Below are 26994 nucleotides of genomic sequence, written 5' to 3' on the forward strand. Positions count from 1 at the left end.
GGGTGTGGGTCATCGCCGTCGGGGCGACCACGGCGGTCGCCGTCCTCGTCACCGCACGGGCCCTGGCCGACGAGGCCCTGGCCCGCCGGGCGGCGCCCTTCCTGGCACTCGCGCCTGCCGCCGTGTGGATGGGAACGTCGGCCGACGGCTACTTCGCGGCCGTCGCCGCGTGGTTCGTGGCCCTGCTCGCACTCGCGGTGACAACACGGACGACACGCCGGTCGGGGGCCGCCGCGCTGGGCGCCGGCCTGCTGTTCGGTCTGACCTGTTATCTGTCGTACGGGCTCACGCTGTTCGCGGTGATCGGGACGGGCGTGCTCGTGCTCGGGCGGAACCGGCTCAGGGCATTGCCCTTCCTGTTTGCGGGAGTGGCCGTCGTACCGCTGGCGTTCACGCTCGCGGGCTTCGACTGGTGGGAGGCGTACCACCTGCTCGTCGAACGCTACTACCAAGGGGCGGGCGGGTTCCGGCCCTACGGCTACTGGGTGTGGGCGAACCTCGCCTGCACCGTGCTGGTGGTGGGGCCGGCCACGGTGGCGGGGCTGCGGCGGTCCGTGGCGGTACTCGTCCGGGAGCGCGAGCGGCTCCGGCCGCGCGAAGGCTCCTGGCCCGTCCGGATCATGTCCCGGCACACCCCCGAAGTCCGCCTGGCCCTGTTGGTGCTCGTCGCCTGTACCGCACTTCTCGTCGCCGACCTGTCGGGAATGAGCAAGGCGGAAACCGAACGGATCTGGCTGCCCTTCGCGGTGTGGCTCCTCGCGGCGGGAGCCTTCCTCCCCCGGCGCCGCGCCTGGCTGGCCGCTCAGGCCGCCGTCGCGCTGCTCCTCAACCACCTGCTCCTGACCGGCTGGTAGGGGCCCCGGTCCACCGGTCACTGTCCTCCACCGGACGCGAGCCGCCCGAGATGCGGACGCGCGGTGGCTCGGCGCGGCCTCTTACGACCGGCTGCGGCTGCTGATCGACCGGGCTCCCGTCGAGGTCCGGGTTCCGGGTACTACTGGCGCCGCGAGGACGACGGACCTCCGGCTGCCCTTGTTTCCGCACCGTCGTCACCGAGGACGGCGCGTTGGTAGACGTCGGGGATGCCGTCGGCGTCCTCGTCGCGGTTCTCGGCTTCCACCAGGCGGCGGTAGATGCCGTTGCGGCGTTTGATCAACAGGGCCGCGACCGTCGCGGCGGTCAGAGAGCCGATGAGGACGGCCGCCTTGATGTGCTCGGCGGCGGCCGGATCGGTGAAAGCGAGTTCACCGATGAGCAGGGCGACGGTGAACCCTATTCCGGCCAGTACCGCGAGGGCGAATACATCCGCCCAGGCCAGCTCGGGGTTGAGACGGGCCCGCGTGAAGCGGGCCGCGAGAAAGGTACCGGCGAAGATACCCACCGTCTTGCCCAGCACCAGTCCGAGGACGACTCCCAGCGGTTCCGGACGGGTGAACACCTGCCCCAGCCCGTCACTCGACACGCTCACCCCGGCGGCGAAGAGCGCGAACAGCGGCACCGCCACCCCGGCGGAGACCGGCCGCAACAGGTGCTCGGTCCGCTCACCGGGAGAGGCGTCCTCGCCCTCGTGGGGGGGGTGGTGCGGAGAATCAGCCCCATGGCCACACCTGTCACCGTGGCGTGCACTCCGCCGTTGTACATCAGCGCCCAGATCACCAGGCCCAGCGGCACGTACCACCACCAGCCGCGCACCCGGAAGCGCTGCAGCAGGTGGAAGACCACCAGTCCGGCCACGGCCCCGGCGAGGGCGACCGGGTTCAGGTCGCTGGTGAAGAAGACCGCGATCACCAGGATGGCGCCCAGGTCGTCGACCACGGCCAGGGTCAACAGGAAAGCTCGCAGGGCGGACGGCAGGTGGGTGGAGAGCACCGCGAGGACGGCGAGCGCGAACGCGATGTCGGTGGCCATGGGCACGGCCCAGCCCTCGGTGCTGCCGCCGCCGAGTCCGACGGTGGCCAGGTACACACCGGCGGGGACCGCCATGCCGCACACAGCCGCGACCACGGGGAGGGCGGCCGTGGCCGGCGTCCGGAGTTCGCCGACCACCAGTTCACGTTTCAGTTCGATGCCGGCGACCAGGAAGAACACCGTCAGCAGCCCGTCCGCCGTCCAGTGCCCCACGGACAGGTCCAGGCCGAGCGCCGCAATCCCGAAGTGCGCGTCGCGCAGCTGCTCGTAAGCACCGCTCCACGGGGTGTTCGCCCACCCCAGCGCCACCACGGCCGCCGCCAGCAGAACCAGTCCGCCGACCGTCTCCGTACGCAGGGCACGGGCCACCCGCATCCGCTCCGGCCAGGGCAGCAGAGCGAGGAAGACAGAACGCTCACGGCGGGCGGCGCACATCCGGGAAGACCTCCACAGCATCGGTTCCGGGCATACGTGCCCCTTCGACGCCGACCAGACTTCCCGGCACACCCCGCGCCCTTGACGCGTTCTTTACACAGTAACCGCCTCGGCTCCGGGCATGCGCCCCGGGCGCTCCTGATGCGGGCGGTCGGATGCGATCATCGCCACGTTTGGACACCCCCGCGAGCCACGTCAGAGAGGCTTGGTCGGCCAGTCCAGCAGCCGGGCCCCGATCACCGCGGTCTGGAGGGCGTAGCGGTGCACCGGATCGGACGGGTCGGCACCGGTGAGCTTGTGGATGCGCTCCAGGCGGTAGGTGAAGGCGCGCACGCTCAGCGACAGCCGTCGCGCCGCCTCCGCGGAGACGCACCCGCAGTCGAAGTAAGCGGTCAGGGTGTCGAGGAGCGGCTGGGCGCCGCCGCGGGCCTGGCGCAGCGGGCCGAGGGCGCTTTCCACCAGGTCGGCCATGGCCTGCCGGTCACGGGTGAGGACGGGGTAGACGAGGAGGTCCGCGGCGCGCAACACGGGATCGTCGAGTTCCAGGCGTTCGGACAGATCGAGGGCGTTCAGAGCTTCCTCGTACGACTGGACGACGCCGGCCGGTCCGGCGTGCGGGCGGCCGATCCCCACCTGTCCGCCGGCCGTCGCGGCGAACGCCTGCTTGGCGAAGTACGCGAGCACGTCCTCCTGGTCGCCCGGGGCGACGCAGACCAGTCGGCCGTCCTTGGTCGTGAGGAGGACACTGCGGTCGCCGAACCGCCCTATCAGAGCGCGCTCCACCTCCCGAAGCACCAGGTCGCCCTCCTCGTAGGCGGCCGTGCCGCGGGCCACGGCCACCGCGTGCTCGTACGACAGCCTCAGCCCGTAGCGTTCCGCACGCTGGGCGAGTCGGCCCAGGTCACTGCGGCCGTACAGCAGGTCGTCGATGAACTCCCGGCGGGCGGCCTCCTCCTGGCGTACGGCATGCCGTTGGGCCCGTTCGTAGCCCTCCGCGAACGCGTCAAGAGCCTGCGCGGCAGCGGACAGCACATCGTCCGCGGATGCTCCGCTCGCGGTGGGCCAGTGTGCCCGGGTGGCCGCCATGTGGGCGCCGACCAGGGCACGCAACCCGACCCCGGCGTCGGCCGCCTGTTCACCCAGGGCACGACGCGAAGCCAGCTCCTCCCTGGAAAGTCGGCGGCCCGTCGCCGAGGCGTCGGCGAGGATGCCGGCGTATCCCTCCAGGTAGGCCTCGTATCCCACAAGCCTTTCGGACGCGTCCCGTCCCGCCATGCGGATCCCCCGTATCGAATGTGTCACCGACGTCGTCCTGACGCGCGGTCGCAGGAGCGTACTCCGGCCGGTGCCGGGACCGCTGCCTGTCCCCGGCAACAAGGCACCGGAGGGAACGAGACCGCCGAGCGCGCGCGGGCGACGCGACGCGACGCGACGCGCAGGCTGCGGCCAGATGTGCCGGGACGTCTGGTCGGCGGCCATGTCGGCCTGCCCCCGGAGGTTCCGGTGCACCTGTTCCGTTTCCGCCGTCGACAGTCCCCCTTCCGCGCCGGCTCGGGGGCATGGGGTGGTGCGGCTGCGAGGCGGGCCCTCGACTTCCGTAGCGCCGTCGTCCGGTCCGCCATGCGGAGGATCGGCGTCAACCGGGCCCTCGCCCGTCCCCTGCCACGGCAGGAACGGCACCTCTTCCCGAACCCCGTCCAGGGGAGCGCGCACTGCCTGGTTCCGGCAACGAAGGGAGTCGCGTGGCTGCGCGCCAAGGGCCTGTCGACGCGGCGTAAGGAATGTGTAGGGTGCCCACGGTGTGCCGGGAAGTCTGGTCGGCGGTTCTGGGAGAGCTCTTTTCGCCGATCGGGGGTCCTGTTCATGGTGCTCGTCGTGGTTTTCGGGGTGGCGCTGCTGATCGCGGTGCTGCTGTCGGGTCTGGCCGCACGCACGGTGCTGTCGACGTCGCTGCTCTTTCTGGTCGGCGGCGCTCTCGTCAGCGACGGCTTCCTCGGCTGGATCCACATCTCGCCGGACAGCGAGATCGTGTCGGTGACGGCGGATCTGGCGCTGTTCGCGGTTCTGTTCACCGACGGCATGCACGTCTCCCTCCCCAAGCTGCGGGCGAACTGGCGCAACCCGGCCCGCGCTCTGGGGCTGGGCATGCCGCTGGCGTTCGTCGGAACGGCGCTGATCACGCACTACCTCGCTGGACTGGACTGGACGACGTCGTTCCTGGTCGGGGCCGTGCTCGCGCCGACCGACCCGGTCTTCGCCTCCGCGATCGTCGGCCGCAAGGAAGTCCCCGCGAAGCTACGGCAGTTGCTGAACGTGGAGAGCGGCATCAACGACGGGCTCGCCCTGCCTGTCGTGCTGGTCCTGATCGCGGCGGCCGGGCCGACCTCCGGCCACGCCGAGGCCGACCTCGGGAAGATCGCCTTGGAGCTGCTCCTCGGTCTGTCCTTCGGCCTCGCCCTGCCCTTCGTCGTCATCGAGCTCGTGCGGTTCCGGCTGCTGGGCGCCGAGCCCAAACTGCAGCCGCTGCTGCCGCTGGCGATCGGTGTGATCCTTTACGCGGTCTGCCACCTCACCCACGCGAACCCCTACCTCGCCGCGTTCTCCGCGGGCGCCGTGCTCACCGCGCGCTCGCTGGAGGCGAAGGAGTCGTTCGAGCCGCTGGGCGAGGCTCTGGCGGAGCTGGCGAAGTTCGCGGCGCTGCTGGTGTTCGGGGCCCTGCTGACCCCGCAACTGTTCGGGGACCTGTCGGTCGGCGGGTACGTCGCGGTGATCCTTGCGATCGTGCTGATCCGCCCCGCGTCGCTGCTGCTCTCGCTGCTCGGCACACGCTTCACCCGTCAGGAGAAACTGGTCGCGGCCTGGTTCGGACCGAAGGGCTTCGCCTCGGTGGTGTACGGACTCCTCGTCCTCCAGGCCGGGATCCCGCAGGGCGAGGAGGCCTTCACCCTCATCGCCGTGTGCATCGCCTTCTCGATCGTCGCGCACAGCTCCACCGACGTACCGATCGCCCGCCTCTTCCACGTCGACGACCTCGCGGGTGTCCCGTCCGGTGCCGACACCCCGCACGCCTCCCATGGAGCCGACCGTGTTGGCGCGTGACCTTGCCGAGCCCTACCCGCACATCACCACCGACGAAGACCCCGCCCTCGCGGACTGGCTGCCTCCCGGCAGCCCCAGGACCGCGGGCCCGCTGGTCGCCGCCGAGCGCGTCCCGGCCCTCGCACTCGCACTCGCACCGCCGAAAACCACGGTCGGCCGGCGTCGTGCGTCCACGCACCCCCGCCCCGCTCCCTGTCAGAGAAGAGGTGCCGCATGACGGTGTTCCCGCAGCGCTCAAGGCAGGCTCCCGGATCAGGGCACATGATCGTGTGCGGTGACGACGCACTGGCCGAGCGGCTGGCCGGTGAACTCACCTCGGTGTACCGGGAGCGGGTCACCCTGGTCGTACCTCCGGCGCCCGGGACCGGCACCGTCGCACGGGCACGTGCCTCGGCGTTGCTGGGCCGGGTGCAGTCCGTGATCGGGCGCGCGGACGCCGGCACGGACGCGCCACGCGTGCTCGAAGCCCCCGAGCTGGACGAGGGTGTGCTGGCCGAGGCAGGGGTAGGTGGGGCGGCCGCGTTGGCTCTGGTCCATGAGGACGACGAGGCCAACATCCGTGCCGCGCTCGTGGCCCGCCGGCTCAACCCCCGGCTGCGCCTGGTCATACGACTCTACAACCGCAAGCTCGGCCAGCACTTGGAGGAACTCCTCGACCAGGCCGCCGCCCTGGCCGTCCCCGGCCTGGACCCGGCGGCCCTGGACACCTCCACCACCGTCCTGTCGGACGCGGACACCGCCGCTCCCGCCCTCGCGGCCACCGCCGTGGCGGGCACCAGCAAGGTCGTCCAGGCCGACGGACTGCTGCTGCGCGCGGTGGAACGCACACCCCCGGCTGCGGGCGAGGTGGCCGACCCCGGTCTGTGCACACTCGCCCTGCTGTCGTCGACCACCGACGACCCGGCCGGTGCGGAGGGCTCGGACGCCAGCGGCCGGGAAGGGCCGACGCTGCTGCCCGACGACGAGACCGTGGCCGCCGCCACCGGACGCGGCACGGTCGTCCTGGAGACCGTCACGCACACCGGCACCGCTCCCCCACCAGGCCGCCTGGCCGGACGAGGGTGGCCGCTCACCACCCTGTTCCCGGCCCGACTGCGCTGGACTCTGGCAGGACTGGTGACCTGTGTGCTGGCTCTGGCCGTCGCCACCTCCCTGACCATCGACGGCCACCCGCTGCACGCCGCCTACCTCACCCTGCTCGACCTGTTCGCCATCAACGACCCCGCCCTCGACGAACCCACGAGCCGTCAGGTGCTCCAGCTCCTCGCCGGTCTGGCCGGGCTGCTGTTCCTGCCCGTACTGCTCGCCGCCGCGCTGGAGGCGTTCGGCACCTTCCGCACCGCGTCCGCGCTGCGCCGCCCGCCCCGCTCCCTGTCCGGCCACATCGTGCTGCTCGGCCTCGGCAAGATCGGCACCCGCGTCCTGTCCCGGCTGCACGAGCTGGGCATACCCGTGGTGTGCGTCGAAGAGGATCCGGAGGCACGCGGTATCCCGCTCGCCCGCCGCCTGCGTGTGCCGACCGTCGTCGGCGACGTCACCCAGGAAGGCGTTCTGGAAGCCGCCGGTGTCGACCGCGCCCACGCCCTGCTCGCCCTCACCAGCAGCGACACCACCAACCTCGAAGCCGCCCTGTACGCCCGCTCCGTCGCGGCCCGTCTGCGGGTGGCCCTGCGTCTGTACGACGACGACTTCGCCACCGCCGTCCACCGCACTCTTCGCGCCGCCCACCCCCACGCACTCACCCGCAGCCGCAGCGTCTCCACCCTCGCAGCGCCCGCCTTCGCCGGCGCCATGATGGGCCGCCAGATCCTCGGCGCCATCCCCGTCGAGCGGCGTGTCCTGCTCTTCGCGGCACTGAACGTCGCCGGGCACCCACAGCTGGAAGGCCGCACCGTCGCCGAGTCCTTCCGCCCCGGCGCCTGGCGCGTCCTCGCCCTGGACACCGCCGCCCCCGACGACCGCCTCCCCGACCTCGCCACCACCCCGGACCACGACGACACCGGGCGGCCCGCCGGCCTCGTGTGGGAGCCACACCCCGGGTACGTGCTGCGCCCGCAGGACCGGGTGGTTCTCGCCACGACCCGGCAAGGCCTGGCCGAACTCCTCGGACGGCGGCCACGCGTCCGGACGCAGTCCCCCGGCTTCTGAGGCCGACACCGATCAGCACCCGGCAGCGACCAGTCTCGGAGGCATCCTGTGAACAGTTCCGGCCGCGCCCCGTACACGCGGGCCCGGCGCGCCGCGCGCCGCGCGCCGAGACGCCCGACGGCAGCGCCATCGGATCCGCGAACAGCGGCTCACCGTGTTGGCTCAGGAGACAGCCCCGCCCGCCGCGCCGCCGAGCTGGCGGGCCGGACGGGGAGGACGTGTCCTCGCGATCCTTTGGTGTGGTCAGTTCCTGTGGTTCGTGGTCCGTCCTGTCGTCGAGGAAAAGGCCGACAGCACTCCGGGGGACTGGATCTTCCTGGGGTGGGCGACCCTGGTCGCCACGTGGATGGCGTGCCGCCTGGGGATGTGGCGCGTCACCGCAGGCCGCAGTGGTGTGTGGATACGGCGGTTCCGGACCGTCACGTTCCTTCCGTGGCAGCAGGTCAGCCGCGTGGACATGCGGCGGGACGGACTGCTGGAGTTCTTCGACGGCCACGCGCAACCGACGGCCGGACTGTACGGCCCTGCCTGGCTGAACCGGATCCTCGGCCGCCCCGCCGCCGGCCAAGGGGCAGCAGACATCCTGACGATCATGGCCCGCCACCCCCCTCTGCGGCCGGGTACGGATCCGGACCGGCGTCTCAGAGGCACACCGTTCGCCGTGTGGTCACCCTTGGCCCTGGGGATCGTCGCCTTGACGAGTCTGATCTTCTGACAGCGGCGAGCCGGGATCCGAACCGTCAGCCCGAAGCCCGGCTGTCCTTGATCGCGGACAGGACGAACAGAACGGCCGCGAGCCCGTAGAACCCGATACCGACCAGCCCGGCAACCATGACCACGTCGTACGAGGCGTTCGCCAGTCGGGGGACCCCGTTGGCCACCATGCCACCGAACAAGCAGAGAAGTGCGTAGGCGCGGGACCGCAGCCCCCCGGTGTACCGGCGTCGCATCCACGGCGGGACCCAGCCCCTCAGGATCGCGATCGCCGGCAGCAGCATCAGGACGCCGGCGGCGGCCAGAGCGATCCAGTGGTAGAGCGGGTTGCCGTGCACGTCGGGTCCTTCTCTCACCAGGGCCGGTCGGTCAGCCGAAGCGCTCCGGCGATCGCGAGACAGACGATGCCGAGCAGCAGTACGGGAAGACCGGGTCCGGGCAGCACCCACAGGACCACGCCGCAGAGTGTGAGCGTCGCGCCGGCGGCCACGAGCCGACGCGTCGCGGTGCGGCGGGTCGGCAGACTGTCCATCGGGCGACTCCAGGGAAGGCGACGAGGTGTCATTGGTTCCGCGCAACGTACCGCATATGCCATGGGCATCTCAGTGCGCCTCGGTGTCGCGGTCGGAGTGTGCCGCGTGCCGGGCTTTCGGACGCGCGGGCAGGGTGCGTGGGTCGGCGGCCTTGGCTATGGCCGACTCCACGGCGGCGATCCGGTCGGCGAGGAGGCCGAGGGCGGCGACCGCGCGGGTGAGCTGGTCGTCCTCGGGGCCGCCCAGGGCCTGGGATCGGGCATACGCCGCTTTCAGCTCCGCCCAGCGGGCGGCTTGTTCCGGCGTGAGCGTGCCCCGCAGTTCGGCCAGCTTGAGCAGGTTGGACTCGACCCCGGTGGTGAGGGTCTGGGCCTCGGCCGTGTAGTGGTCGTCGATCAGGGCGGCCAGCTCGGCGTCGTTCATGACCGGCTGGACGCGCTGGGCGATCTTGTTCATGTTGCGGTAGGAGCCCTGCAACTGGAACGGCGGCTCGGTGCGAGTGATGTCCGATTGTGTGGCGGAGGCGATGTACGCGACGTTCACCGTCAGGACCGCCTCGCGGATCGCGAGCAGGTGGCGCAGCACCGCGACGATCCGTTCCAGCTCGGCGGGGGCGTACGGGTGGGTGAGCCGGTCGGCGCGGGCCGTCGGGTCGTGCCCGGCGAGCCGGATCAGCAGGTCGAGGTCGGTGCGGTCACGGCCCGCGAGCGGGGCGAGGACGGGGTTGGCGGTGAGGGCGTTCTCGATGAAGCTCAGCGCGAAGGCGTCCTCCTTGCCCGTGAGGACGTCTCCGAGGTTCCAGACGTCGGCCCGGTTGGCGAGCATGTCGGGGACACGGAAGCGGCTGCCGGACTCGGTGTAGGGGTTTCCTGCCATACAGACAGCGAAGCGTTTGCCGCGCAGGTCGTATGTGCGCGGCTCACCGTCGCGCACCCCGTCGATACGACGGGTGGCGTCGCACAGCGGGATGAACCGTTGCAGCAGTTCGGGCGAGGTGTGCTGGATGTCGTCGAGGTACAGGAGGGTGTTGTTGCCCGCCTCCAGCGCGAAGTTGATCTTCTCGATCTCCCGGCGGGCGGTGGCGTCGGGGGCCTCGGCGGGGTCGAGCGAGGTCACCGCGTGGCCGAGAGCGGGTCCGCTGATCTTCACCAGCATCAGTCCGAGCCGGTCGGCGACGTACTCGACGAGTGTCGTCTTGCCGTAGCCGGGCGGGGAGACGAGCAGCAGCAGGCCGCCGGTGTCCGTGCGCCTGCTCCCGCCGGTGGTGCCGAGTTGCCTGGCCAGGCTGTCCCCGACGAGCGGCAGGTACACCTCGTCGACGAGTCGGCCCCGGACGAAAGCGGACATGATCTGCGGGCGGTGTTCGTCCAGGCGGAGCCGGGTGCGTTCGGCGGCCGCCAGGGCGTTGCGCTGACGCTGGTAGGCCCGGTGGGCGGGTACCTCGCGGGTCCGGAACGCCCACGTCCGGGCGAGGAGTTCGTCGACGCGGACCGTGAGTGTGCCGCCGGCGACGCGGGGGTGGGAGCCGAGCAGCCCGCCGACCGTCTCGGTGAGGGGCGCGTCGGATTCGTGGCGGGCCAGGTCGGGGCACAGCTCGGCGGCGACCGCCTCCGCCAGATCGCCTGGTGAGAGGTCCGTACCGGTCGACGCGGCGTACGAGGACAACCACGTCTCGACCAGCTGCCGACGGGCCCCGAGGTCGTCGAGAGCGGTGATGTCGTCGTCGTACGCCGGTACGGCCACCGTGCGGCGGAACTTGTCGAGCAGGGTGCGGGCGCCGGTGCTGATGACGAAGCCGGCGGGGCCGCTGGTGAGTTCATCGAAGAGGTAGGACGAGGCGACGTCCGCGGATTCTCCGCCGATCGCTTCCGCCCACTCCGCGCGCAGGTCGGCGATCGCCGGCGCGAGCCCGAACGTCTCGCGCGCGCGGGCCAGTGACACCGCCCGGCGGGTCCATGCCTCGCGCTCTTCGGCCGTGGTGCCGTGGGCCCAGAACAGCTGGGCGGTCGCGCGGGCCGCGGGCTCGTGGCGGAGGGGTCCTGCTCCCTCGTGCAGGCGGAGCAGCGCGGTGAGGATCAGGATCGCGTCGTGGTCGTGGACTCCGCGCTCGTACCCCTCGTCGTACGCCTCCCCAGCCGCCTGGCGCACGAGGGCGGGCAGGTCGGCCTCGGCCAGGGCCGTGGGGCCGTGTTCGTCGAGCAGTCGGGCGGCGAGGTGTTCGGCCCGGTAGAGATCGGGCGACTCCGACGGCAGTGGGCGGTCCCAGTACGGCCGGGTCGCGGCGAAGGCGGGGTCGGTGACCGGGGAGCGGTAGTCGGTGCCGGTGATCGCGAAGGCCAGGCCGTCGCCGTGCGGGACGAGGGTGAGGTCGAGCGGCTGGGTGTTCACCGCGAAGCGATGGGAGCCCAGGCGGATCGTTCGGCCGTCGTCGGCGTACAGCTCGGTGCGGTCGCGCAGGGCGCGCAGTGCCTCCTGGTGGGCAGCCTTGAGGTGGCCCTCCAGTTCTTCCGCCCGGACCTGGTCGCCGAGTTGCCGCAGGTCGTCGGCGATCCGGCGGACCTTGGTGGGCATCGGGTCGGAGGTGAAGTACGTGGCGACGGCATCCGCGTGGGGGAGGGCGGCGGCGCGGCGGGTCACCGTGCGCAGGACGCGGGCCGCCGACTCCGCCAGGCGCTCGGCGCGGCGGGCGCGGGCGTCGGCGAGGTTCTGCTTGCGGGCGGAGAACGCCTCTTGGATCTCGTCGCGTCTTCCGGCGAGTTCTGCGAGGAAGTCGTCGAACTCGGCGAACCGGGACTCCAGGTTCTCCAGCAGTACCAGCAGGCGGGCGAGCTGTTCGTCGCACGCCTCGGGAGTGTCGGAGGAGGCCAGGGCGCCGGTGACCGCATGCCCGAGCAGGGCGAACTCGGCGGCGAACTCCGCGTGCCCCTCCCGGTCGAGCAGCTCACGGCGACGGCCGTCCAGGATCGCGCGGGCACGGTTGACGCCGGCCAGGACCTCGGCGATCCGCTCCAGGACGGACGTACGGACCGTGGGGTCCCCGATGTCGAGTCCGGCGACGATCTCTGTCACCGTGCCGAGCCCGTCGGCGAGTTCGTCGATGCGGGCGGCGACGGGCGCGGCCTCGGCGACTGTGGCGACGGCGGCGGCGTCCGTGAGGAGCCGGTCGACGTTCGCGTGGTGGTCGGCGAAGGCGTCCTCACGGGCCAGCTGTGTGATGGCCCGCCGACCGAAGGAGGCGAGGTCCGACCCGATGTGCGTGGCCAGTTCGTCGATGCGGGCCGTGTCGGCGTACCGCATGTCCTTGAGGGTGAGGAGATGCCCCTGTGCCTGCCGGAGTTCGGTCAGGCCGGACACCCAGGCGGTGGCGCCCCGCGGGTTCTCACCCCGCAGTCTGCGCACGACCTGCGCGACCCGGTCCGCCGCCTCGCCGAACGTGTCGGCGGCCTGCCGGGTGAGAGTCCGCACGGCGTCGAACTCGGACAGCGTCTGCTCGGCCGTCGCCCGCACGTTCCTGAGCGGCTCCAGCAGATCACCGAGTTCGGGGTCCCCCAACCAGTGGTAGGAGTCGGCGGCCCGTACGCAAGCCGCCACCAACGCCTCGTACACCTCGCTCGTCGGGGTCGTCCGGGTGACCGTCCCGGCGATGGACAGGCAGTCGGAGATGCCCCGCACGAGGTCGGCGTTGCCGACACGGGCGAGCAGTCCGCCGCCCACGGGCCGGGCCGCGGCGTGGGTGTCGGAGAAATAGGGGGACCTCCACTGCTGGACGGGGTGGACGCGCTGCGGCTCGTCGTCCTCGGCGCGCAGCAGGACGAGCGTGCCGTCGGCGAGGAGGGTCCAGCCCCGGCAGGTCAGCGGGGTCGCGATCTCCTTGCGGATGACGTTGTAGGGCAGCAGGAGGCTGCGGCCCGCCGCGGGTGCGTGGAACGCGAAGAGGACGTCCTCGCCGTTGGGCGAGCGGACCGTCCTGTCGTACTGGAGGGTTGTCGTGTCCGGGGTTCCGGCGATGCCGTCGAAGGTCTTGTGCGTGCCGGTCGCGAGGCAGTAGCCGCCGGGGAAGACGATGCCCTGGTCCTCGGGCAGGCGGCGGCACGCGTGCCCGACGCCGTCGAGGCGGACGACGCTCCGGGTGAGCGTGTTGAAGACCAGGTACCGGTGGTCGTCCTCCTTGTAGGGGCGGATCCGCAGCAGGATGAGAGCGCCCACCCTCGCATACGCGATCCCGGCGTCGGCGAGCGACTGCAACGGCTCGGTGACCGGCTCGGAGTGGATCCCCTCGTTCGTCTCCGTGTCGTCCTCGGCCTTGACGGTGAGGGCGCCACCGACGGTCGTGACGAAGACCTCTCCCTCGACGGACACATGGGGGTGACGTCCGAGGACGTGGTCCTCACGAGTCGCCTCGGTCCAGGTGAAGTCGTGGGCCTGCGGGGGCACATGGTCGCGGTCGCCGCGTGCGTCGAGGAAGGAGGTCTGTCCGTCGTCGGTGAGGGACCAGCGCAGGACGCGGATGTCGTCGGCCTGCTCACCGGTGCGGAAGACGGCCAGCAGTCTGCCGTCGACGCGGTTCAGGCGCAGCAGACGTGCCTGGCGGTAGTAGCGGTGGAGGGTCGCGAACTCCCGCAGGAAGTCGGGGTCGTCGAGCAGGCCGGGAACGGCGTCGTCGGGCAGCCGGGTCAGGTTCCGGTCGTACAGTGCCAGGACATCGCTCACGGCCGTCTCGGCCCCCCGACCGGTGGGGGCGTTGTGGCCGAGGAGCAGCACGTCGCCGAGGGAGACGACGTCACGGGGCACGCAGGCGTGCTCGGTGCGCAGATGCTCGGTGCAGATGAGGTCGAGGCGCGTCGAGCCGAACTCCTCGGCGCGGAGGGCGTTCAGCAGCTCGGTTCGGCGGGCGAGTTCAGCGGCCTGCGCGGCGAGCCGGTCGCGCAGCACGTCATGTGTACCTGTGTCGAGCGTGTCGTGTGTACCGGTGTGGAGCACGTCATGTGTACCTGTGTCGAGCGTGTCGTGTGTACCGGTGTGGAGCATGTCGTGTGTACCGGTGTCGAGCGCCTCGTGTGTACCGGTGTCCAGACCCGTCGTCCCGGTGGTCATGCGATCGGTCCCTCTCGGAGGTCGGGCGTTGTCTTGAGCTCGGTGGTTCACGGTCCGGAGCCGCCGTCCCCTGTGCGGCGGCTCCGGACCGCTGAGCGGTCCCGGAGAGGTGCCCCTGGGTCCGCTCGGCCGGTCAGCTCCTCGCGCTGCCGTTCAGGGAGGCGAGCGAGGTGTCCGCGACACCCAGCTCACCCGCCTTGTCGAGCAGTTGCCGCAGGGCCCCGGAGTCGCCGCCGCCCGTCTTCATCAGCTTCATCAGCAGCGCGGAGACGGTCAGGTCCCGTACGTCGGCCGTGGAGACCGACCCGAGGGCGCGGGTGAGGTCGTCGGTGAAGCTCGCCGTGCCGTCCAGCCAGGGGCCCGCGAGCGCCCGTGCCGTCTCGGAGTGCTGGACGAACCCGTCGACGCCCTTGCCGAGTGCGATCGCGCCGACCAGCCGGTCGAAGAAGACCGACTCCCCGCCGACGATGTTGATGTCGGCGTTCTCCAGGCCGGTGGCGAGCACCGTGGCCTGCGCCTCGGCGACCTGCCGCTGCACGTCCAGCCCGGCCAGGCGGATGTCCTTCTCGGCCGCCAGCCGCAGCCGGTACTCCTCGTGGACGCGGGACGCCTCGTCGAGCGCGGCCATCGCGGCCGCCTTCTCGGTGAGGCCGGCGGCCTCGGCCTTCAGCTTCTCGCCGATGGCCTCGGCCTCGGCGAGCGCCTGGGCCCGCGTACCCTCCGCCTCGGCCCGCATGCGCGCCTCGGTCGCCTCGGCCTCCGCTCGGCCCGCCTTCTCGATGACCTCGGCCTCCTTGTCTCGGACCTGTACGGCGGCCAGGCCCTCGGCGGCGGTCTCCGCCTGGACGCCCTCGGCGAGCCGGAGCTTGGCCCGTGCGTCGAGGTCGGCGGTCTTCAACCGGGCCTCGGCCAGGGTGAGTTCCTCGGCGGCGCGGTGGGTGGCGGCCTGCTCGGCGGCCTCGGCCGCCTTGATGTCCTTGACCAGCTTCTCCTGGGCCTCCGCCTCGGCCGCGATGATCACGGCCTGCCGCTTCCGCTCCGCCTCCTCCACGGCCCGCAGCTTCTTGATCGACTCCTCCTGCTCGGCGACCGTACGGTCCACCGCCACCCGCTCACGGACGACCTCGGCGATCTCCCGCTTCTCCGCCTCGACCTCCTTCTCGGCGGCGATCCGCGTCAACTGGGTCTCCCGCTCCCGGGCGATGACCTCCAGCAGGCGGTCCTTCTCGATGCGCTCGCTCTCCACGGCGATGACCCGCTCGCGGTTCTTGGCGGCGACGGCGATCTCACGGGCCTGGTTCTCGCGCTGGATCCCGAGCTGCTCCTCGGTCTTCAGGAACGCGCCCTGCGCCCGCAGCCGCTCCTCCTCCACCACCCGCGCCGTCTCGGCCTCCTCGCGGGCCCGCACGGTGTCGATCTCCCGCCGCTGCTTGATCTCGGCGTCGGCCTGACGCCGCTCCAGCTCCAGGATGGTCTCCCGGGCGTCCACGTTCTGCCGGGTGATCTCCTTCTCCTCCGTGCGCTGGGCCTCGTTGGTGCGTACGTGCTCCACGGCCGTCAGCTCGGTGATCTTCCGGATGCCCTGCGCGTCGAGGACGTTGGCCGGGTCGAGCTGGGTCAGCGGCGTCTGCTCCAGGTAGTCGATCGCCGCGTCCTCCAGGTGATAACCGTTGAGGTCGACTCCGATGACCTCGATGATCCGGTACCGCAGTTCCTCGCGCTTGGTGTAGAGGTCCGTGAAGTCCAGCTGCTTGCCGACGGTCTTCAGCGCCTCGGAGAACTTCGCGTGGAACAGCTCCTGCAGCGTGTTCCGGTCGCTCGCCCGTGCCGTACCGACGGCCTGGGCGACCTTGACGACGTCCTCGACGGTCTTGTTGACCTTCACGAAGAACGAGATACGGATGTCGGCCCGGATGTTGTCCCGGCAGATCAGCCCTTCCTTGCCGGCTCTGGTGATCTCGATGGTCTTCACCGAGATGTCCATCACCTCGGCCTTGTGCAGCACGGGCAGAACGACCTGCCCGGTGAAGGTCACGTCGACCCTCCGCGTCTTGGAGACGATCAGCGCCTTGCCCTGCTCCACCTTGCGGAACAGTCGGGAGAAGGCGAACAGGACGAGCAGCGCTACGAGCAGGCAGGCACCGACGCCCACGGTCATGGCAGTCATGAGAAGCATCCTTGGCAGGTGAAGGTCCCGAGACCGGGAGGGCCCGGACGCCATCGGGAATCGAGAAGATCAGGAGGGAGCGCATGCCGGAGCGGGAAGGGAGTTCACGCGCTTCCGTGCGCCTCGGGAGGGAAGCCCTGAAGCAGGGAGATGTGTGGCTCAGGCGGCCCGACGGCGGCCATGGAGTTGCGGGGCGGGGTGGTCGCTCCGGAGCAGGCCGTCGTCCTGGCGCTCCGCACGGGCCTTGCGGGTCGGCCCGACGGAGTGCGGCGACGACGGCCCGGGGTCATCGGGATGGAGGCGCCGCAGTAGCCGTACGAGCACGCGGGTCGCACACCACGCGATCGAGGGAGCCGCGATGAGGACGGCGAGCCCGATCAGCGCACGCGTCAGCCACGAGAAGGCCGACGGTTGCAGCAGGATGACGGTACCGAGACTGCCGGCCCAGGCGAAGCCCGTCCACAGCGAGAACGCGACCGTGACCGGGACGCCGCCCAACCCCAGCGCACCGAGGTCGGCGTCCCCGTCGAAGGCGCGGGAGTCGGCGGCGCCCACCGCGACCAGCAGCCAGAAGCCCACGGCCACCAGCAGGGGGACGGTGAACAGAAAGGCCGGAAAGCCTGTGGCGGCCTCCAAGAACGTCCTCATGCCCAACCCCCCGTTCCACCCCGTCACGCGACGGCCTTGGCACGCCTCGGCGGCCGGATGCCGGACACCTGCCGGTGCCCGGCATCGAGACCTCCGTCGCGTGCTTCCCTCACCGCCCATCCTGCCTGTGCAGACCCTCGTGTCGCATTGCCGGATCCCGGCAGTCTTGACCGGACCGTCAATGCCGGTGCGCCGCTAAGAAAGCGTCAAGAGTCCTCGGCCGGCGCACATGCCGGCATCCACGGTCGCAGCGGTCTTCGGCGGGCAACAGTGGCCGTTGGGCTCAGTCGTCGGACGTACGCGACCGGCGGGGCACCTGGGGCGACTTCGCGGCCTCGGCCTCCGCCTTGGCGTCGCTCACCGCCGCGGCGGCCTGCTTCTCCGCTTCGTCCGCGGCCGCGGCGGCGTCGAGGGACACGATCGAGGCCGACTCCAACTGGGGAGTCCGGTTGCTGTCGGGGCTGTCGCGACCGTCCCCGGCGGCTGCCTTCTCGGTCTGCGCGGAGAGAGGAGAACCGGCCGCCGACTCGTCGCCGAACGCTCGGGTGACGGTGCGCACGGCCTCGGTCAGCTCCCCGGGGATCACCCAGAAGGTGTTGTTGTCGCTGCTCGCCAGGTGCGGGAGCGTTTCGAGGTACTTGTAGGCCAGGACCTTCGGGTCGGCGTTGTTGCGGTGGACGGCCTGGAAGACGAGCTCCACCGCCTTGGCCTCGCCGTCCGCCCGGAGAATCATGGCCTGCTGTGCGCCCTGGGCCTCCAGGATGTCCTTCTGCTTCGTGCCCTCCGCGGTGAGGATCTTGGCCTGCCGCTCCCCCTCGGCGTGCAGGATGGCCGCGCGCTTGTCCCGTTCGGCCCGCATCTGCTTCTCCATCGCCTCCTTGATCGTGGCCGGCGGATCGATGGCCTTGATCTCGACGCGGTTGACGCGGATGCCCCACTTGCCGGTGGCGTCGTCGAGGACGGCGCGGAGCCGCGAGTTGATCTCCTCGCGCGAGGTGAGGGTCTCCTCCAGGTCCATGCTGCCGATGACGTTGCGCAGTGTGGTCACGGTGAGCTGGTCGATCGCCTGGAGGTAGTCGGCGACCTCGTAGGCCGCGGCCCTCGGGTCGGTGATCTGGTAATAGAGGACGGTGTCGATATTGACCACGAGGTTGTCCTCGGTGATCACCGGCCTGGGGTCGGACGAATAGACCTGCTCCCGCACGTCGAGCTTGGTGTTGATGCGGTCCGCGACCGGCACGACCAGGTTCAGTCCGGGTTGCAGTGTCCGGCGGTAGCGGCCGAACCGCTCGACGTTGTAGCGGCGCGCCTGGGGCACGATCCGCACGCTGGAGGCCACGAGGAAGACGACGACGAGGATCGCCACGAGGAGGGGGATGACGACGGGATCCACAATGCCTCCGTTGAGGTGTGCTCAGCCGTTCACGGAAGGAGTTCGCGGGGGTAGACGACGGCCGTGGCGCCCTCGATCTCCATGACGTCCACCCAGGCGCCCACCGGGATGACCAGGGTTTCGTCGAGGGCACGGGCGGACCATTCCTCGCCGGAGAGTTTGATCAGGCCACGGGTCGCGGTGACCTCCTGCATGACCTCGGCCCGCCTGCCGATCAGCGCGTCGCTTCCCTCAAGGGTGAGGGGCTGCTGGTTCATGTGCCGCAGTACGAGAGGACGGAGCAGGACAAGGCCCGCTGCCGCTGACACGCCAAGGGCCACGAGCTGGCCGACAAACCCGATACCGACACCGGCGACCACAGCGGCCACGACGGCGGCGCCCGCCAGCAGCCCGAAGACCAGTGTCAGGATGAAGAACTCCGCGGCGCCCAGCGCCGCGGCAGCAAGCAGCCATACGAACCACGGCATCGCACCGCCCTCCTTCGGGGGCCCTCTCCACCAAGCTACCTTCCGCGGCGTAGGGCAGACAGACACGGGGACACCTTCGTCGGCCACCGGGTCCCCGCGTGGGCCCGCGCAGTTCGGTGACGCCCGCCTGCATGGGCAATTCGGCGCCCCGCCGTCCCCCTGTCGGGTCGATAGGGGGACGGCGGGGCGGAAGAGGCTTCCCCCAGGTACCGGTCGCGCTGGTCATGGCGCGGGCGCGCCGTCGGCGTCACTCGTCGACGTCACGCACCCCCGGCACGAAGACGAGTGCCCCCAGCACGAGTCGGACCACGCCACCACCGATCAGCGGCAGGTCGATGAACGCGGTGACCGAACCGGGGGTGACGCCGGCGAAGGGTCGGCAGGTGGTCGGTCCCGACGTCCGGCCACGTCGGTCCCCAGCTGCGGTCTCGTGCACCGTCCTCCACGATGAATGCATGGCGCGCGTCCGTTCAGCTCACACCTTCGACGCGTTCCGGGCGCTGGCGAACCGGCGGGGGCGGCCCGGAGAAAAGCTGGTGGAGTCGCTCGCCGAGGCCAGGGCCACGACAGGGGACGGCCCCGAGGTCTGGGCACCGCCTGTGGCCGCCCGTTTCGGACTTCCGGCCGCCGCCGCGCTGGGACCTGCCAGTTACTACGCCGACCTCTCAGCCCCGCACGGGAACCGCCATGTCCGGGTGTGCGCCGCGACGGCGTGTTTCGCCGCGTCCGGCGGTGAGCACCTCGCGGAGGTGGAGGGGGAGCTGGGCGTCGCTGCGCACACCGCCTCCCCACGGGGCGACGTGTCGCTGCAAACCGTCCGCTGCCTGGGCTACTGCTACGCGGGGCCCGCCGCCCTCGACGGCGACACACCCTGCGCCGGTGCGTCCCTCCCCGCTCAGCTCTCCGGGCGGGAGCCACCGCGGGCGCCGGAGATCCCGGTGGCCGACGACACCGGTGACCCGGTCCTGCTCGGTGGTGTGCTCTGCGGTGATCCGGCGTGGCAGGTGTGGTCGACGACGGTGCCGGCGGGGACCGCGGACGAGGTGCATCGGGAGGTGGCGGCGTCCGGGCTGCGTGGGCGCGGTGGCGCCGGGTTCGGCGTGGCCGCGAAGTGGGAGGCGGCCCGCCGCGCGCCCGGGACCGTGGTCGTCGCCAACGGCGACGAGGGCGATCCGGGTTCGTACGCCGACAGGTTGCTGATGGAGGCCGACCCGGGGCGCGTGCTGGAGGGCCTGGCCCTGGCCTGCTTCGCCTGCGAGGCCCGTCAGGGCGTCGTGCTGGTGCGCTCGGAGTACCCCGCCGCGCTGGCACGGATGCGGGAAGCGGTGCGCCAGGCGTACGCGCAGGGGCATCTCGGAGCGTCGGTGCACGGGACGGCCACCACCTTGGACATCCACGTCGTCGAGGGCGCCGGCTCCTATGTCGCCGGTGAGGAGACCGCTCTCATCGCGGGGTTGGAGGGCGGTCGCGGATGCGCCCGGCCCCGCCCGCCGTACCCGACGCAGCGTGGGCTGTGGAACGCGCCGACCGTCGTCAACAATGTCGAGACCCTGGCGGCCGTGCCCTGGATCGTCCGCCACGGCGGCCCGGCATACGCCCGGCGCGGCACCTCCGACGAGACGGGGACCAAGCTGGTCTGTCTGTCGGAGCGGTTCGCGCGGCCGGGGTGCTACGAGATCGAGCTCGGCACGCCGGTGCGGCGGATCGTCACCGAGCTGGGAGGCGGTCTGAAGGACGGCGCCGAGCTGACCGCCCTCCAGGTCGGCGGCCCGCTGGGTGGCTTCCTCGCCGCCGACGCGCTGGACGTGCCGCTGTCGGAGGCAGGGCTGTCAGCCCGAGGCTGCGCTCTCGGCCACGCCGGTCTGGTCGCCTTCGACGGGCGAGTCGCACCGGAGGAAGTGCTGCGTCATGTGTGGGAGTTCGCCGCGGCCGAGAGCTGCGGCGCGTGCTCGCCCTGCCGCGTCGGCTCGCGCCGTGGTCTGGAATGGGCGTCCGCCGCCGCACCGCCCGGCCTGGAGTGGGAGCGGCTGTCGCGGGTCCTGGCCGAGGCGAGCCTGTGTGCCTTCGGACAGCGGATCCCGCCCGCCGTGCACAGCCTGGCCCGCGCCTACGGTGACCGGCTGGCGGGATGGGCGCCATGAACAGGGTCACGATCGAGGTCGACGGCAGCGGCGTCGAAGTACCCGAGGAGTCGTCGCTGCTCACGGCGGTGCGGGCGGCCGGGATCGAGCTGCCCGCGCTGTGCTCCGACGACCGGCTCAGTCCCGCCGGGTCATGCCGTACCTGTCTCGTACGGGCCGAGGGGCGCGTCGTGGCGGCCTGTGTCACACCGGCCTCCCCCGGCATGCGCGTGGACACCAGCGGCGCCGAGGTCGTGCGGCTGCGCCGGGACGCGGTGGAGGTCATCGTCTCCGCGCTGCCGCCCCGAGCCCTCTCCGACGGCAGCCCCAGCGAACTGGCCCACGCCTGCCGGTCGATGGGCATCGGCCCCGACGCGGCGCGCGGTGCCGGAGGCCGGGGCGGGGACGAGTCCCACCCGTACGTGCACCTGGACCGGGACCTGTGCATCGCCTGCGGCCGCTGCGTGCGGATGTGCTCCGAGGTGCAGGGCACCTTCGCCCTCACCCTGGTCGGCAGAGGCGGCGACACCGTCGTGGCCCCCGGCACCGGCGGGCCCTGGGCCGCATCGGACTGTGTGGCCTGCGGCGGCTGCGTGGACACCTGCCCCACGGGGGCGCTCGCCCAGCCGGGACCGGCGCGGGGACTCACCTCGGCGTTCCACCCCCAGGAGGCCCGGACACGCACCACATGCGGCTACTGCGGCGTGGGCTGCACCCTCGACGTGATCGCACACGACGGCGAGGTCACGGCGGTGCTGCCCGCCAGGGACGGCCCGGTCAATCGCGGCCACGCCTGCGTGAAGGGCCGCTTCTCCCACGGATTCCGCACCTCACCGGAACGGCTCACCCGGCCCCTGCTGCGACGCGACGGCGTCCTCGAACCGGTCGACTGGGACGAGGCGCTGGTCCACGTCGCGCGGGGGCTGCGGGCCGCCGTCGACGCCGGCGGCCCGGACTCCGTGGCGGCGATCTCCTCGGCCCGTGCCACGAACGAGGAGAACTACCTCGTACAGAAGTTCATGCGGGTCGTCATCGGAACCAACAACGTCGACAACTGCTCCCGCCTCTGCCACTCCCCCTCCGCCGCCGGCCTCACCGCGTCCTTCGGCCTCTCCGGCGGCACCGACACCTTCGACGACGTGGAACGCTCCGACTGCCTGCTGGTGGTCGGGGCCAATCCCGTCGAGGCACACCCGGTGGTCGGGGCCCGACTGCTGGAACGGGTCCTCCACGGCACCGCACTGATCGTCGCCGACCCGCGTGCCGTGGGCCTCGCCCTCCACGCCGATGTACATCTGCGTCCACGTCCCGGCACCAACGTGGCGCTCTTCCACGGGCTCGCCCACACCCTCCTGGCCGAAGGGCTGACCGACGAGGCGTTCCTGCGCGAACGGGCCACCGGGCTGCCGGAACTCAGCGAGTTGCTGGTCGACTACCCGCCCGACCGTGTCGCGGACATCACCGGGGTACCGGCCGAGGACCTGGTCGCCGCCGCCCGTCTGTACGGCAGCGCCGAGCATCCGGCCATCGTCTACGGCCTGGGCGTCACCGAACACCTCCACGGCACCGATGGTGTGCGCTCCCTGGCCAACCTGGCGATCCTGCGCGGCGCCGTGGGCACCGACCGTGGCCACGGAGTCAACCCGCTGCGCGGCCAGAACAACGTCCAGGGCGCCTCCGACATGGGCGCCCTGCCCGACCTCCTGCCCGGGTACGGAAAGGTGACCGACTCGTCCGCTCGCGCGCGGGCCGAGGACGTCTGGGGCGCACCGGTCCCCCAGCGGCCCGGTCTGCGGATCCCGGACATGTTCGCCGCCGCACGGGGCGGCGATCTGCGGGCGCTCTGGATCATCGGAGAGGACGTCTGCGCCACCGACCCCGATTCCAACCAGGTGGCCAAGGCCCTGGAGGTCTGCCCGCTCGTCGTCTGCAACGAACTGTTCCTGTCCGAGACCGCCCGGCACGCCGATGTCGTCCTGCCGGTGGCCTCCTGGCTGGAGAAGGACGGGACCTTCGTCAATTTCGACCGCCGATTCCAGCGTGTCCGCCCCGCCGTGCCCCCACCGGGACAAGCCCGCGCCGACTTCGACATCCTCCGGGCCGTCGCCCGCGCCATGGGCGCCGACCTGAGCTGCGCGTCTCCGGCCGACGCCCTCGCCGAGTGCGGGCGGCTCGCGCCCGTCTTCGCCGGGCTCTCCCACGACCGGCTGGACCGCGAGGGCTCCGTGCCCTGGCCCTGCACCGCACCTGACCGGCCGGGAGAAGCCACGTTGTACACCGAGCGCTTCGCCACACCGGACGGCCGGGCCCACCTGGCCGCGGCCCCCTATCTCCCCCCGGGTGAACGGCCCGACGACAACCATCCGCTGATCCTGGTCACCGGGCGGCGCTGGGCTCACTACAACTCCGGAAGCATGACGCGGCGCGGCGGCAACCTCGAGCTCGACCCGGTTGACTTCCTCGACCTCCACCCTGACGACGCCCGCCGGTACCAGGTGCGCGACGGCGAACGGGTGACGGTGGAGAGTCGGCACGGTCGAGCCCTGCTCATTGCCCGTGTCGGTGACCAGACCGCCCCCGGCCAGGTCTTCTGTTCCTTCCACTTCCCGTCGAGCGGGGTGAACCGCCTCACCTCGGATGTCGCGGACACCGTCACCTCCTGCCCCGAGTACAAGGTCACGGCGGTCCGCGTGGCCGCGTCTTAGGGCTCGGCACGGCCGCAGCCCCCGGAACCGGTTCGGGCGCCGTGTCCGCCCTCGTCGCCCGCCTCGTACCCGCCGACCGTGCCGGATCGGTCACCGGCATCGTCGGCGCCGCCGGCGGACTGGGCGGCTTCTTCCCGCCCCGGGTCCTGGATCACCGCCTCCCGCCGAGGCGGCACGCGGTTGCCGTTCGGGCCACAGCCGTGCCTGGACACGCATGGCCACATGGCCGAGCCCGGACAACGCGCAGGCGATCGCCAGGTCCCCGAGCGACAGCGGCTCCGTGCCCAGCAGATCCCGGAGAGGAGGCAGGTGGACACCGGCCGCCTGGAGGCCCAGGGCCGCGCCCACGGCGACCAGCAGGAACGGATTGGCCAGGGTTCCCGGACGGGCGCGGGAGCCGAGGGCGACGCCCAGCTGGGTCGCACCGAGGACCAGGAAGATCATGGACTGCCAGGGGCGGCCCGTCCCCGTTCCCTCCCGGATCCGTTGGCCGGTGGTGACCTCCGGAAGCCGTCGAACACCATCCGCCTCGCCCCAACTGCTCTGTGAATGGCCCGGCGTCGTGTTGGAAGCCCCCGTTGAGTCAGTTCTGTGAAGTCTCCTGAGACACGGCCCAGGCGAGGAGCGATTCGAATACGGGCCGCAGGGACCGGGCTTTGTCGGTGAGCGTGTACTCCACGCGGGGTGGGACTTCTGCGTAGACCTTGCGCTCCACCAAGCCCTCACCTTCGAGTTCACGCAGTTGCTTGGTCAGCATGTGCTGGGTCACCTGGGGGATCTCGCGGCGGAGCTCACCGAACCGGTGGGTCCGCTGGTCCAGCAGCCAGAGGATCTCCATCTTCCACTTGCCGCTGATCATCGTCAGGACTCGGCGCATCTGGCGCCGTGCGTCCTCCACCTCCAACATGATCTCTCCAATGGTATGCAAAAGAATACTTAGGTACAGGAAAACATCCTACTGCCGTTTATTTATCTAAGCCCATACGGTGGTGTTAGTCGACAGAACGAGTAAGGAGGACGAAGGGTGAACAGCACGACGATCGTGCACCCTCGACTGCACCACCTCGAAATGACCACCAGCAACGCTGACGCCAAGGTGAGCCGGTATCGGGTGGTGATCGGGACGGATGTGGTCCACCGCACCGACTCGGCGAGCGCCGGTACGAAGGGCGCCCCCGCGATGAAGTCTGTCTGGGTGACCAACGACGAGGCCAACCACCGGCTGGCCTTCGTGGAAGTGCCCGGCTTCAGCGCCGATGAGAACAAGGCCGCGTACCGCCGCATCCAGCACTTCGCCTTCGCCTACCGCACCCTCGAGGAACTGCTCGGCACCTACCTCCGCCTCAAGGCCCAGGGCATCGTTCCGGTCCTGTGCACGGATGCCGGCGCCCAGACCGCGTTCTACTACACGGACCCGGACGGCAACAGCGTCGAGCTCCACGTCGACAACTTCGGCAACAGCTGGACGTCAACGGAGTACCTGCGCCACTCCCACGACTTCGCGGCCAAACCCATCGGCCACTTCGTCGATCCGGACAAGCTCGTCAAAGCCTGGCAAGCCGGGGCGTCTGCCTCCGAGCTCAGCGAACGCGCATGGCGCGACGAGTTCATACCCGACGAGCCATACGACCCCAGCGTCCTTCTCTGAGCCGAAACCGCGATCAGCAAGGCGGCCTTGAGCACGTCGTCGGCGCAGAAAACGACGGCAGAAGACCGTGAATCTCCGCTCCGCGAAGCCGTGGTCGACGCCCTCAAAGTGATCTGGACGGCGTCCGTGACGGATACGGCCCGTCACGCGGATCCGACGACCTTACTACCCATTTCAGGAGAAGATATGAGTACAGATCGGTTCATCTACCTCTCACAGGGCGAGAGCAGGCCCACCCGCGTACCGGTGGCGCCCGAATTCGCCTTGAAGGCAGGGAGCGAGGACACCGGGGGCGGCTACTCCGTGCTGGAGGTGACCGTCGGCGGCGACCTGCCTCTCCACATCCACCACAACGACGACGAAGTCCTCTACATGCTCGAAGGTGAAATCGAGGCAACGTTCGACGGCCGCGTCTACACAGTCAAGCCGGGCGACTTCATGCTGCTGCCCCGCGGTATTCCGCACGCCGTCCGCCCGACCTCGGACGTAGCACCCCGGCTGCTTCAAGTCTCGTCCCCCGGTGGGTTCGAGCACTTTGCCGAAGACCTCGTCGAGAGCTTCCGCAGCCTGCAGGACGCCGGCGGCCCCCAGGCCGTGTCGGAACTCGCCGGCAAGCACGGAATAACCTTCCTGCACACGCCGTCTTGATCTTCTCACGTGGGTGTAGTCACGGAGACGGCCGTTTCGGCGCTACTCACAAACACTTGCGTCGGTCCCCCGTCGCGTGATCAGACAACACCGACCTGGCGCACGAGTTCCTCGCCCACGCCTCCGCCGAGGGCAAGAACCGCGAAGCCTGGGACGCGATCTTCCGCGCCTACTTCGGCCAGGCCCGCCCCGTCTTCGGCATGGACGACCTGCTCGACCTGCTCGACCTGGGCCAGGAGATCGGCCTGGACCGCGAGGGCACCCGCCGGGCTCTCACCGAGCACCGCTACCAGCGGCAGGTGAGCGACGACGCCGCCCGCGCCCAGCGCATGGGCGCCACCGGCGCCCCCTTCATCGTCATCGACGGCAAGTACGGCATCCCCGGCGCGCAGGACAGCGACGGCCTCCTTGACGTGCTGCGCACGGCCTGGGACACATCCCACCCGCTCACCCCGGCGACCGGCGGCGACGCTGCGGTCTGCGGCCCCGACGGCTGCGCCGTACCGGCCCGCGGCTGACCTCCACCGGCCACCCCCACTTCTTACTGCTCCGCCCTGACCGCCCCACCGGCGTTGCGCAAGTGATCGAATCACGAGAAAAGGAGCTCCAAAGATGAATGCAGAGCAGACCAATTCCGATCGATCCTCGCAGAAGGCTCGATTCATCAAACTTGGACCAGGGGAGGGTCTGGAAACTCGCGTCAAAATCGCACCGCTCTACTTGCTCAAAGCGGGCGCCGCCCAGACCGACGGCCAGTACTCAGTCCTTGAGGTCTCGGTGAACCACGACCTCCCACTCCACATCCACGACACCGCTGACGAACTCTTCTTCCTGCTGGAAGGAACGCTACGGGTGACCTTTGACGACGAGCAGCATGCGGTCGGCCCGGGTACTTTCATGTTCCTGCCTGCAGGGATTCCCCATGCGATTAATCCGGTAGGGGAGACCGTGCCGCGTGTTCTGCAGATCTCGGTTCCCGGAGGTTTCGAGCACTTCATCGAAGATATGGTGGAGCTTCAAGCCAAGGGTAAGGCGATGGACTTGGATTCGGATGAGTTCCGAGAGTTCTCGCGTAAACACGACTGGACCTTGGTCGGGTCGGCTGGAAGCGCTGAGCCCAACACTGACGAACCGCAGGCTTCGTAGCTGCTGATGCCGCCCGCGCCCAGCGCCTGGGCGCCACCGGCGCGCCCTTCATCGTCATCGACGGCAGGTACGGCATCCCCGGCGCGCAGGACAGCGACGGCCTCCTTGACGTGCTGCGCAC

General features: G+C 70.9%; 20 protein-coding genes and 2 pseudogenes. 10 read left to right on the forward strand and 12 right to left on the reverse strand.

Annotated elements, in window-relative coordinates; genetic code table 11:
• Nucleotides 1-854, forward strand: a pseudogene (locus AOK15_RS18300) (hypothetical protein); the annotation flags it as partial.
• Nucleotides 855-994: 140 nt separating this feature from the next.
• Here the strand turns inward: AOK15_RS18300 and nhaA are convergent.
• Together nhaA and AOK15_RS18310 are read right to left on the reverse strand one after the other, a co-directional pair.
• A pseudogene (gene nhaA, locus AOK15_RS18305) lies at nucleotides 995-2343 on the reverse strand (Na+/H+ antiporter NhaA).
• A gap of 195 nt (nucleotides 2344-2538) precedes the next feature.
• A complete protein-coding gene (locus AOK15_RS18310; protein WP_055518079.1) occupies nucleotides 2539-3618 on the reverse strand; it encodes a PucR family transcriptional regulator in 1080 nt (359 codons plus the stop codon).
• Nucleotides 3619-4206: 588 nt separating this feature from the next.
• On the opposite strand from AOK15_RS18310, the gene AOK15_RS18315 reads away from it, so the two are divergent.
• From AOK15_RS18315 to AOK15_RS18325, 3 genes are all read left to right on the forward strand, one after another.
• Entirely contained in the window at nucleotides 4207-5442 is a 1236-nt protein-coding gene (locus AOK15_RS18315) for a cation:proton antiporter (RefSeq protein WP_055518082.1), read from the forward strand.
• 213 nt (nucleotides 5443-5655) lie between these two features.
• Nucleotides 5656-7590, forward strand: a complete 1935-nt coding sequence (locus AOK15_RS18320; RefSeq protein WP_055518084.1) for a potassium channel family protein — start codon at nucleotides 5656-5658, stop codon at nucleotides 7588-7590.
• Nucleotides 7591-7849: 259 nt separating this feature from the next.
• Nucleotides 7850-8305 (forward strand): hypothetical protein, encoded by a 456-nt coding sequence (locus AOK15_RS18325; protein ID WP_055518086.1) that lies wholly within the window; start codon nucleotides 7850-7852, stop codon nucleotides 8303-8305.
• A gap of 25 nt (nucleotides 8306-8330) precedes the next feature.
• On the opposite strand, the gene AOK15_RS18330 is transcribed toward AOK15_RS18325, so the two are convergent.
• From AOK15_RS18330 to AOK15_RS18365, 8 genes are all read right to left on the reverse strand, one after another.
• Complete coding sequence (locus tag AOK15_RS18330; RefSeq protein ID WP_055518088.1) at nucleotides 8331-8642, reverse strand: hypothetical protein; 312 nt, start codon at nucleotides 8640-8642, stop codon at nucleotides 8331-8333.
• Between the two features lie 14 nt (nucleotides 8643-8656).
• On the reverse strand, nucleotides 8657-8836 hold the full coding sequence (locus AOK15_RS18335; RefSeq protein WP_055518090.1) for a hypothetical protein: 180 nt from the start codon (nucleotides 8834-8836) through the stop codon (nucleotides 8657-8659).
• 70 nt (nucleotides 8837-8906) lie between these two features.
• Nucleotides 8907-13865, reverse strand: coding sequence for a DNA repair ATPase (locus tag AOK15_RS18340; protein ID WP_055518151.1), 4959 nt, complete (start codon nucleotides 13863-13865; stop codon nucleotides 8907-8909).
• 199 nt (nucleotides 13866-14064) lie between these two features.
• Nucleotides 14065-16098, reverse strand: coding sequence for a flotillin family protein (locus tag AOK15_RS18345; RefSeq protein ID WP_055518092.1), 2034 nt, complete (start codon nucleotides 16096-16098; stop codon nucleotides 14065-14067).
• Nucleotides 16099-16257: 159 nt separating this feature from the next.
• Entirely contained in the window at nucleotides 16258-16746 is a 489-nt protein-coding gene (locus AOK15_RS18350) for a hypothetical protein (protein ID WP_157870291.1), read from the reverse strand.
• Between the two features lie 283 nt (nucleotides 16747-17029).
• Complete coding sequence (locus tag AOK15_RS18355) at nucleotides 17030-18139, reverse strand: SPFH domain-containing protein (protein ID WP_055518096.1); 1110 nt, start codon at nucleotides 18137-18139, stop codon at nucleotides 17030-17032.
• Between the two features lie 29 nt (nucleotides 18140-18168).
• Nucleotides 18169-18606, reverse strand: a complete 438-nt coding sequence (locus AOK15_RS18360; RefSeq protein ID WP_055518099.1) for an NfeD family protein — start codon at nucleotides 18604-18606, stop codon at nucleotides 18169-18171.
• Between the two features lie 247 nt (nucleotides 18607-18853).
• Nucleotides 18854-19042, reverse strand: a complete 189-nt coding sequence (locus AOK15_RS18365; protein ID WP_055518101.1) for a hypothetical protein — start codon at nucleotides 19040-19042, stop codon at nucleotides 18854-18856.
• Nucleotides 19043-19061: 19 nt separating this feature from the next.
• On the opposite strand from AOK15_RS18365, the gene AOK15_RS18370 reads away from it, so the two are divergent.
• A complete protein-coding gene (locus AOK15_RS18370) occupies nucleotides 19062-20747 on the forward strand; it encodes an NAD(P)H-dependent oxidoreductase subunit E (protein WP_055518102.1) in 1686 nt (561 codons plus the stop codon).
• On the forward strand, nucleotides 20744-23431 hold the full coding sequence (gene fdhF, locus AOK15_RS18375; protein ID WP_055518153.1) for a formate dehydrogenase subunit alpha: 2688 nt from the start codon (nucleotides 20744-20746) through the stop codon (nucleotides 23429-23431). Before AOK15_RS18370 ends, fdhF begins: the two co-directional genes overlap by 4 nt.
• Before the next feature lie 90 nt (nucleotides 23432-23521).
• Here the strand turns inward: fdhF and AOK15_RS42285 are convergent, their stop codons facing one another.
• Together AOK15_RS42285 and AOK15_RS18385 are read right to left on the reverse strand one after the other, a co-directional pair.
• Nucleotides 23522-23914 (reverse strand): cation transporting ATPase C-terminal domain-containing protein, encoded by a 393-nt coding sequence (locus tag AOK15_RS42285; protein ID WP_338059911.1) that lies wholly within the window; start codon nucleotides 23912-23914, stop codon nucleotides 23522-23524.
• 100 nt (nucleotides 23915-24014) lie between these two features.
• A complete protein-coding gene (locus AOK15_RS18385; RefSeq protein WP_079058556.1) occupies nucleotides 24015-24338 on the reverse strand; it encodes a winged helix-turn-helix transcriptional regulator in 324 nt (107 codons plus the stop codon).
• Between the two features lie 117 nt (nucleotides 24339-24455).
• Here AOK15_RS18385 and AOK15_RS18390 point away from each other — a divergent pair, with 117 nt between their 5' ends.
• The 4 genes from AOK15_RS18390 (at nucleotide 24456) to AOK15_RS18405 (ending at nucleotide 26873) form a co-directional block, all read left to right on the forward strand.
• The gene (locus AOK15_RS18390; protein WP_055518105.1) at nucleotides 24456-25079 is read left to right on the forward strand and encodes a VOC family protein; all 624 of its coding nucleotides are present in this window, start codon (nucleotides 24456-24458) and stop codon (nucleotides 25077-25079) included.
• Nucleotides 25080-25106: 27 nt separating this feature from the next.
• Entirely contained in the window at nucleotides 25107-25727 is a 621-nt protein-coding gene (locus tag AOK15_RS18395) for a cupin domain-containing protein (protein ID WP_205632166.1), read from the forward strand.
• A gap of 95 nt (nucleotides 25728-25822) precedes the next feature.
• Nucleotides 25823-26245, forward strand: coding sequence for a DsbA family oxidoreductase (locus AOK15_RS18400; protein WP_240508488.1), 423 nt, complete (start codon nucleotides 25823-25825; stop codon nucleotides 26243-26245).
• A gap of 94 nt (nucleotides 26246-26339) precedes the next feature.
• Nucleotides 26340-26873, forward strand: coding sequence for a cupin domain-containing protein (locus AOK15_RS18405; protein WP_079058557.1), 534 nt, complete (start codon nucleotides 26340-26342; stop codon nucleotides 26871-26873).
• Nucleotides 26874-26994: the final 121 nt, after the last annotated feature.

This window comes from Streptomyces ossamyceticus, from assembly GCF_001418475.1.
GTDB lineage: Bacteria > Actinomycetota > Actinomycetes > Streptomycetales > Streptomycetaceae > Streptomyces > Streptomyces ossamyceticus.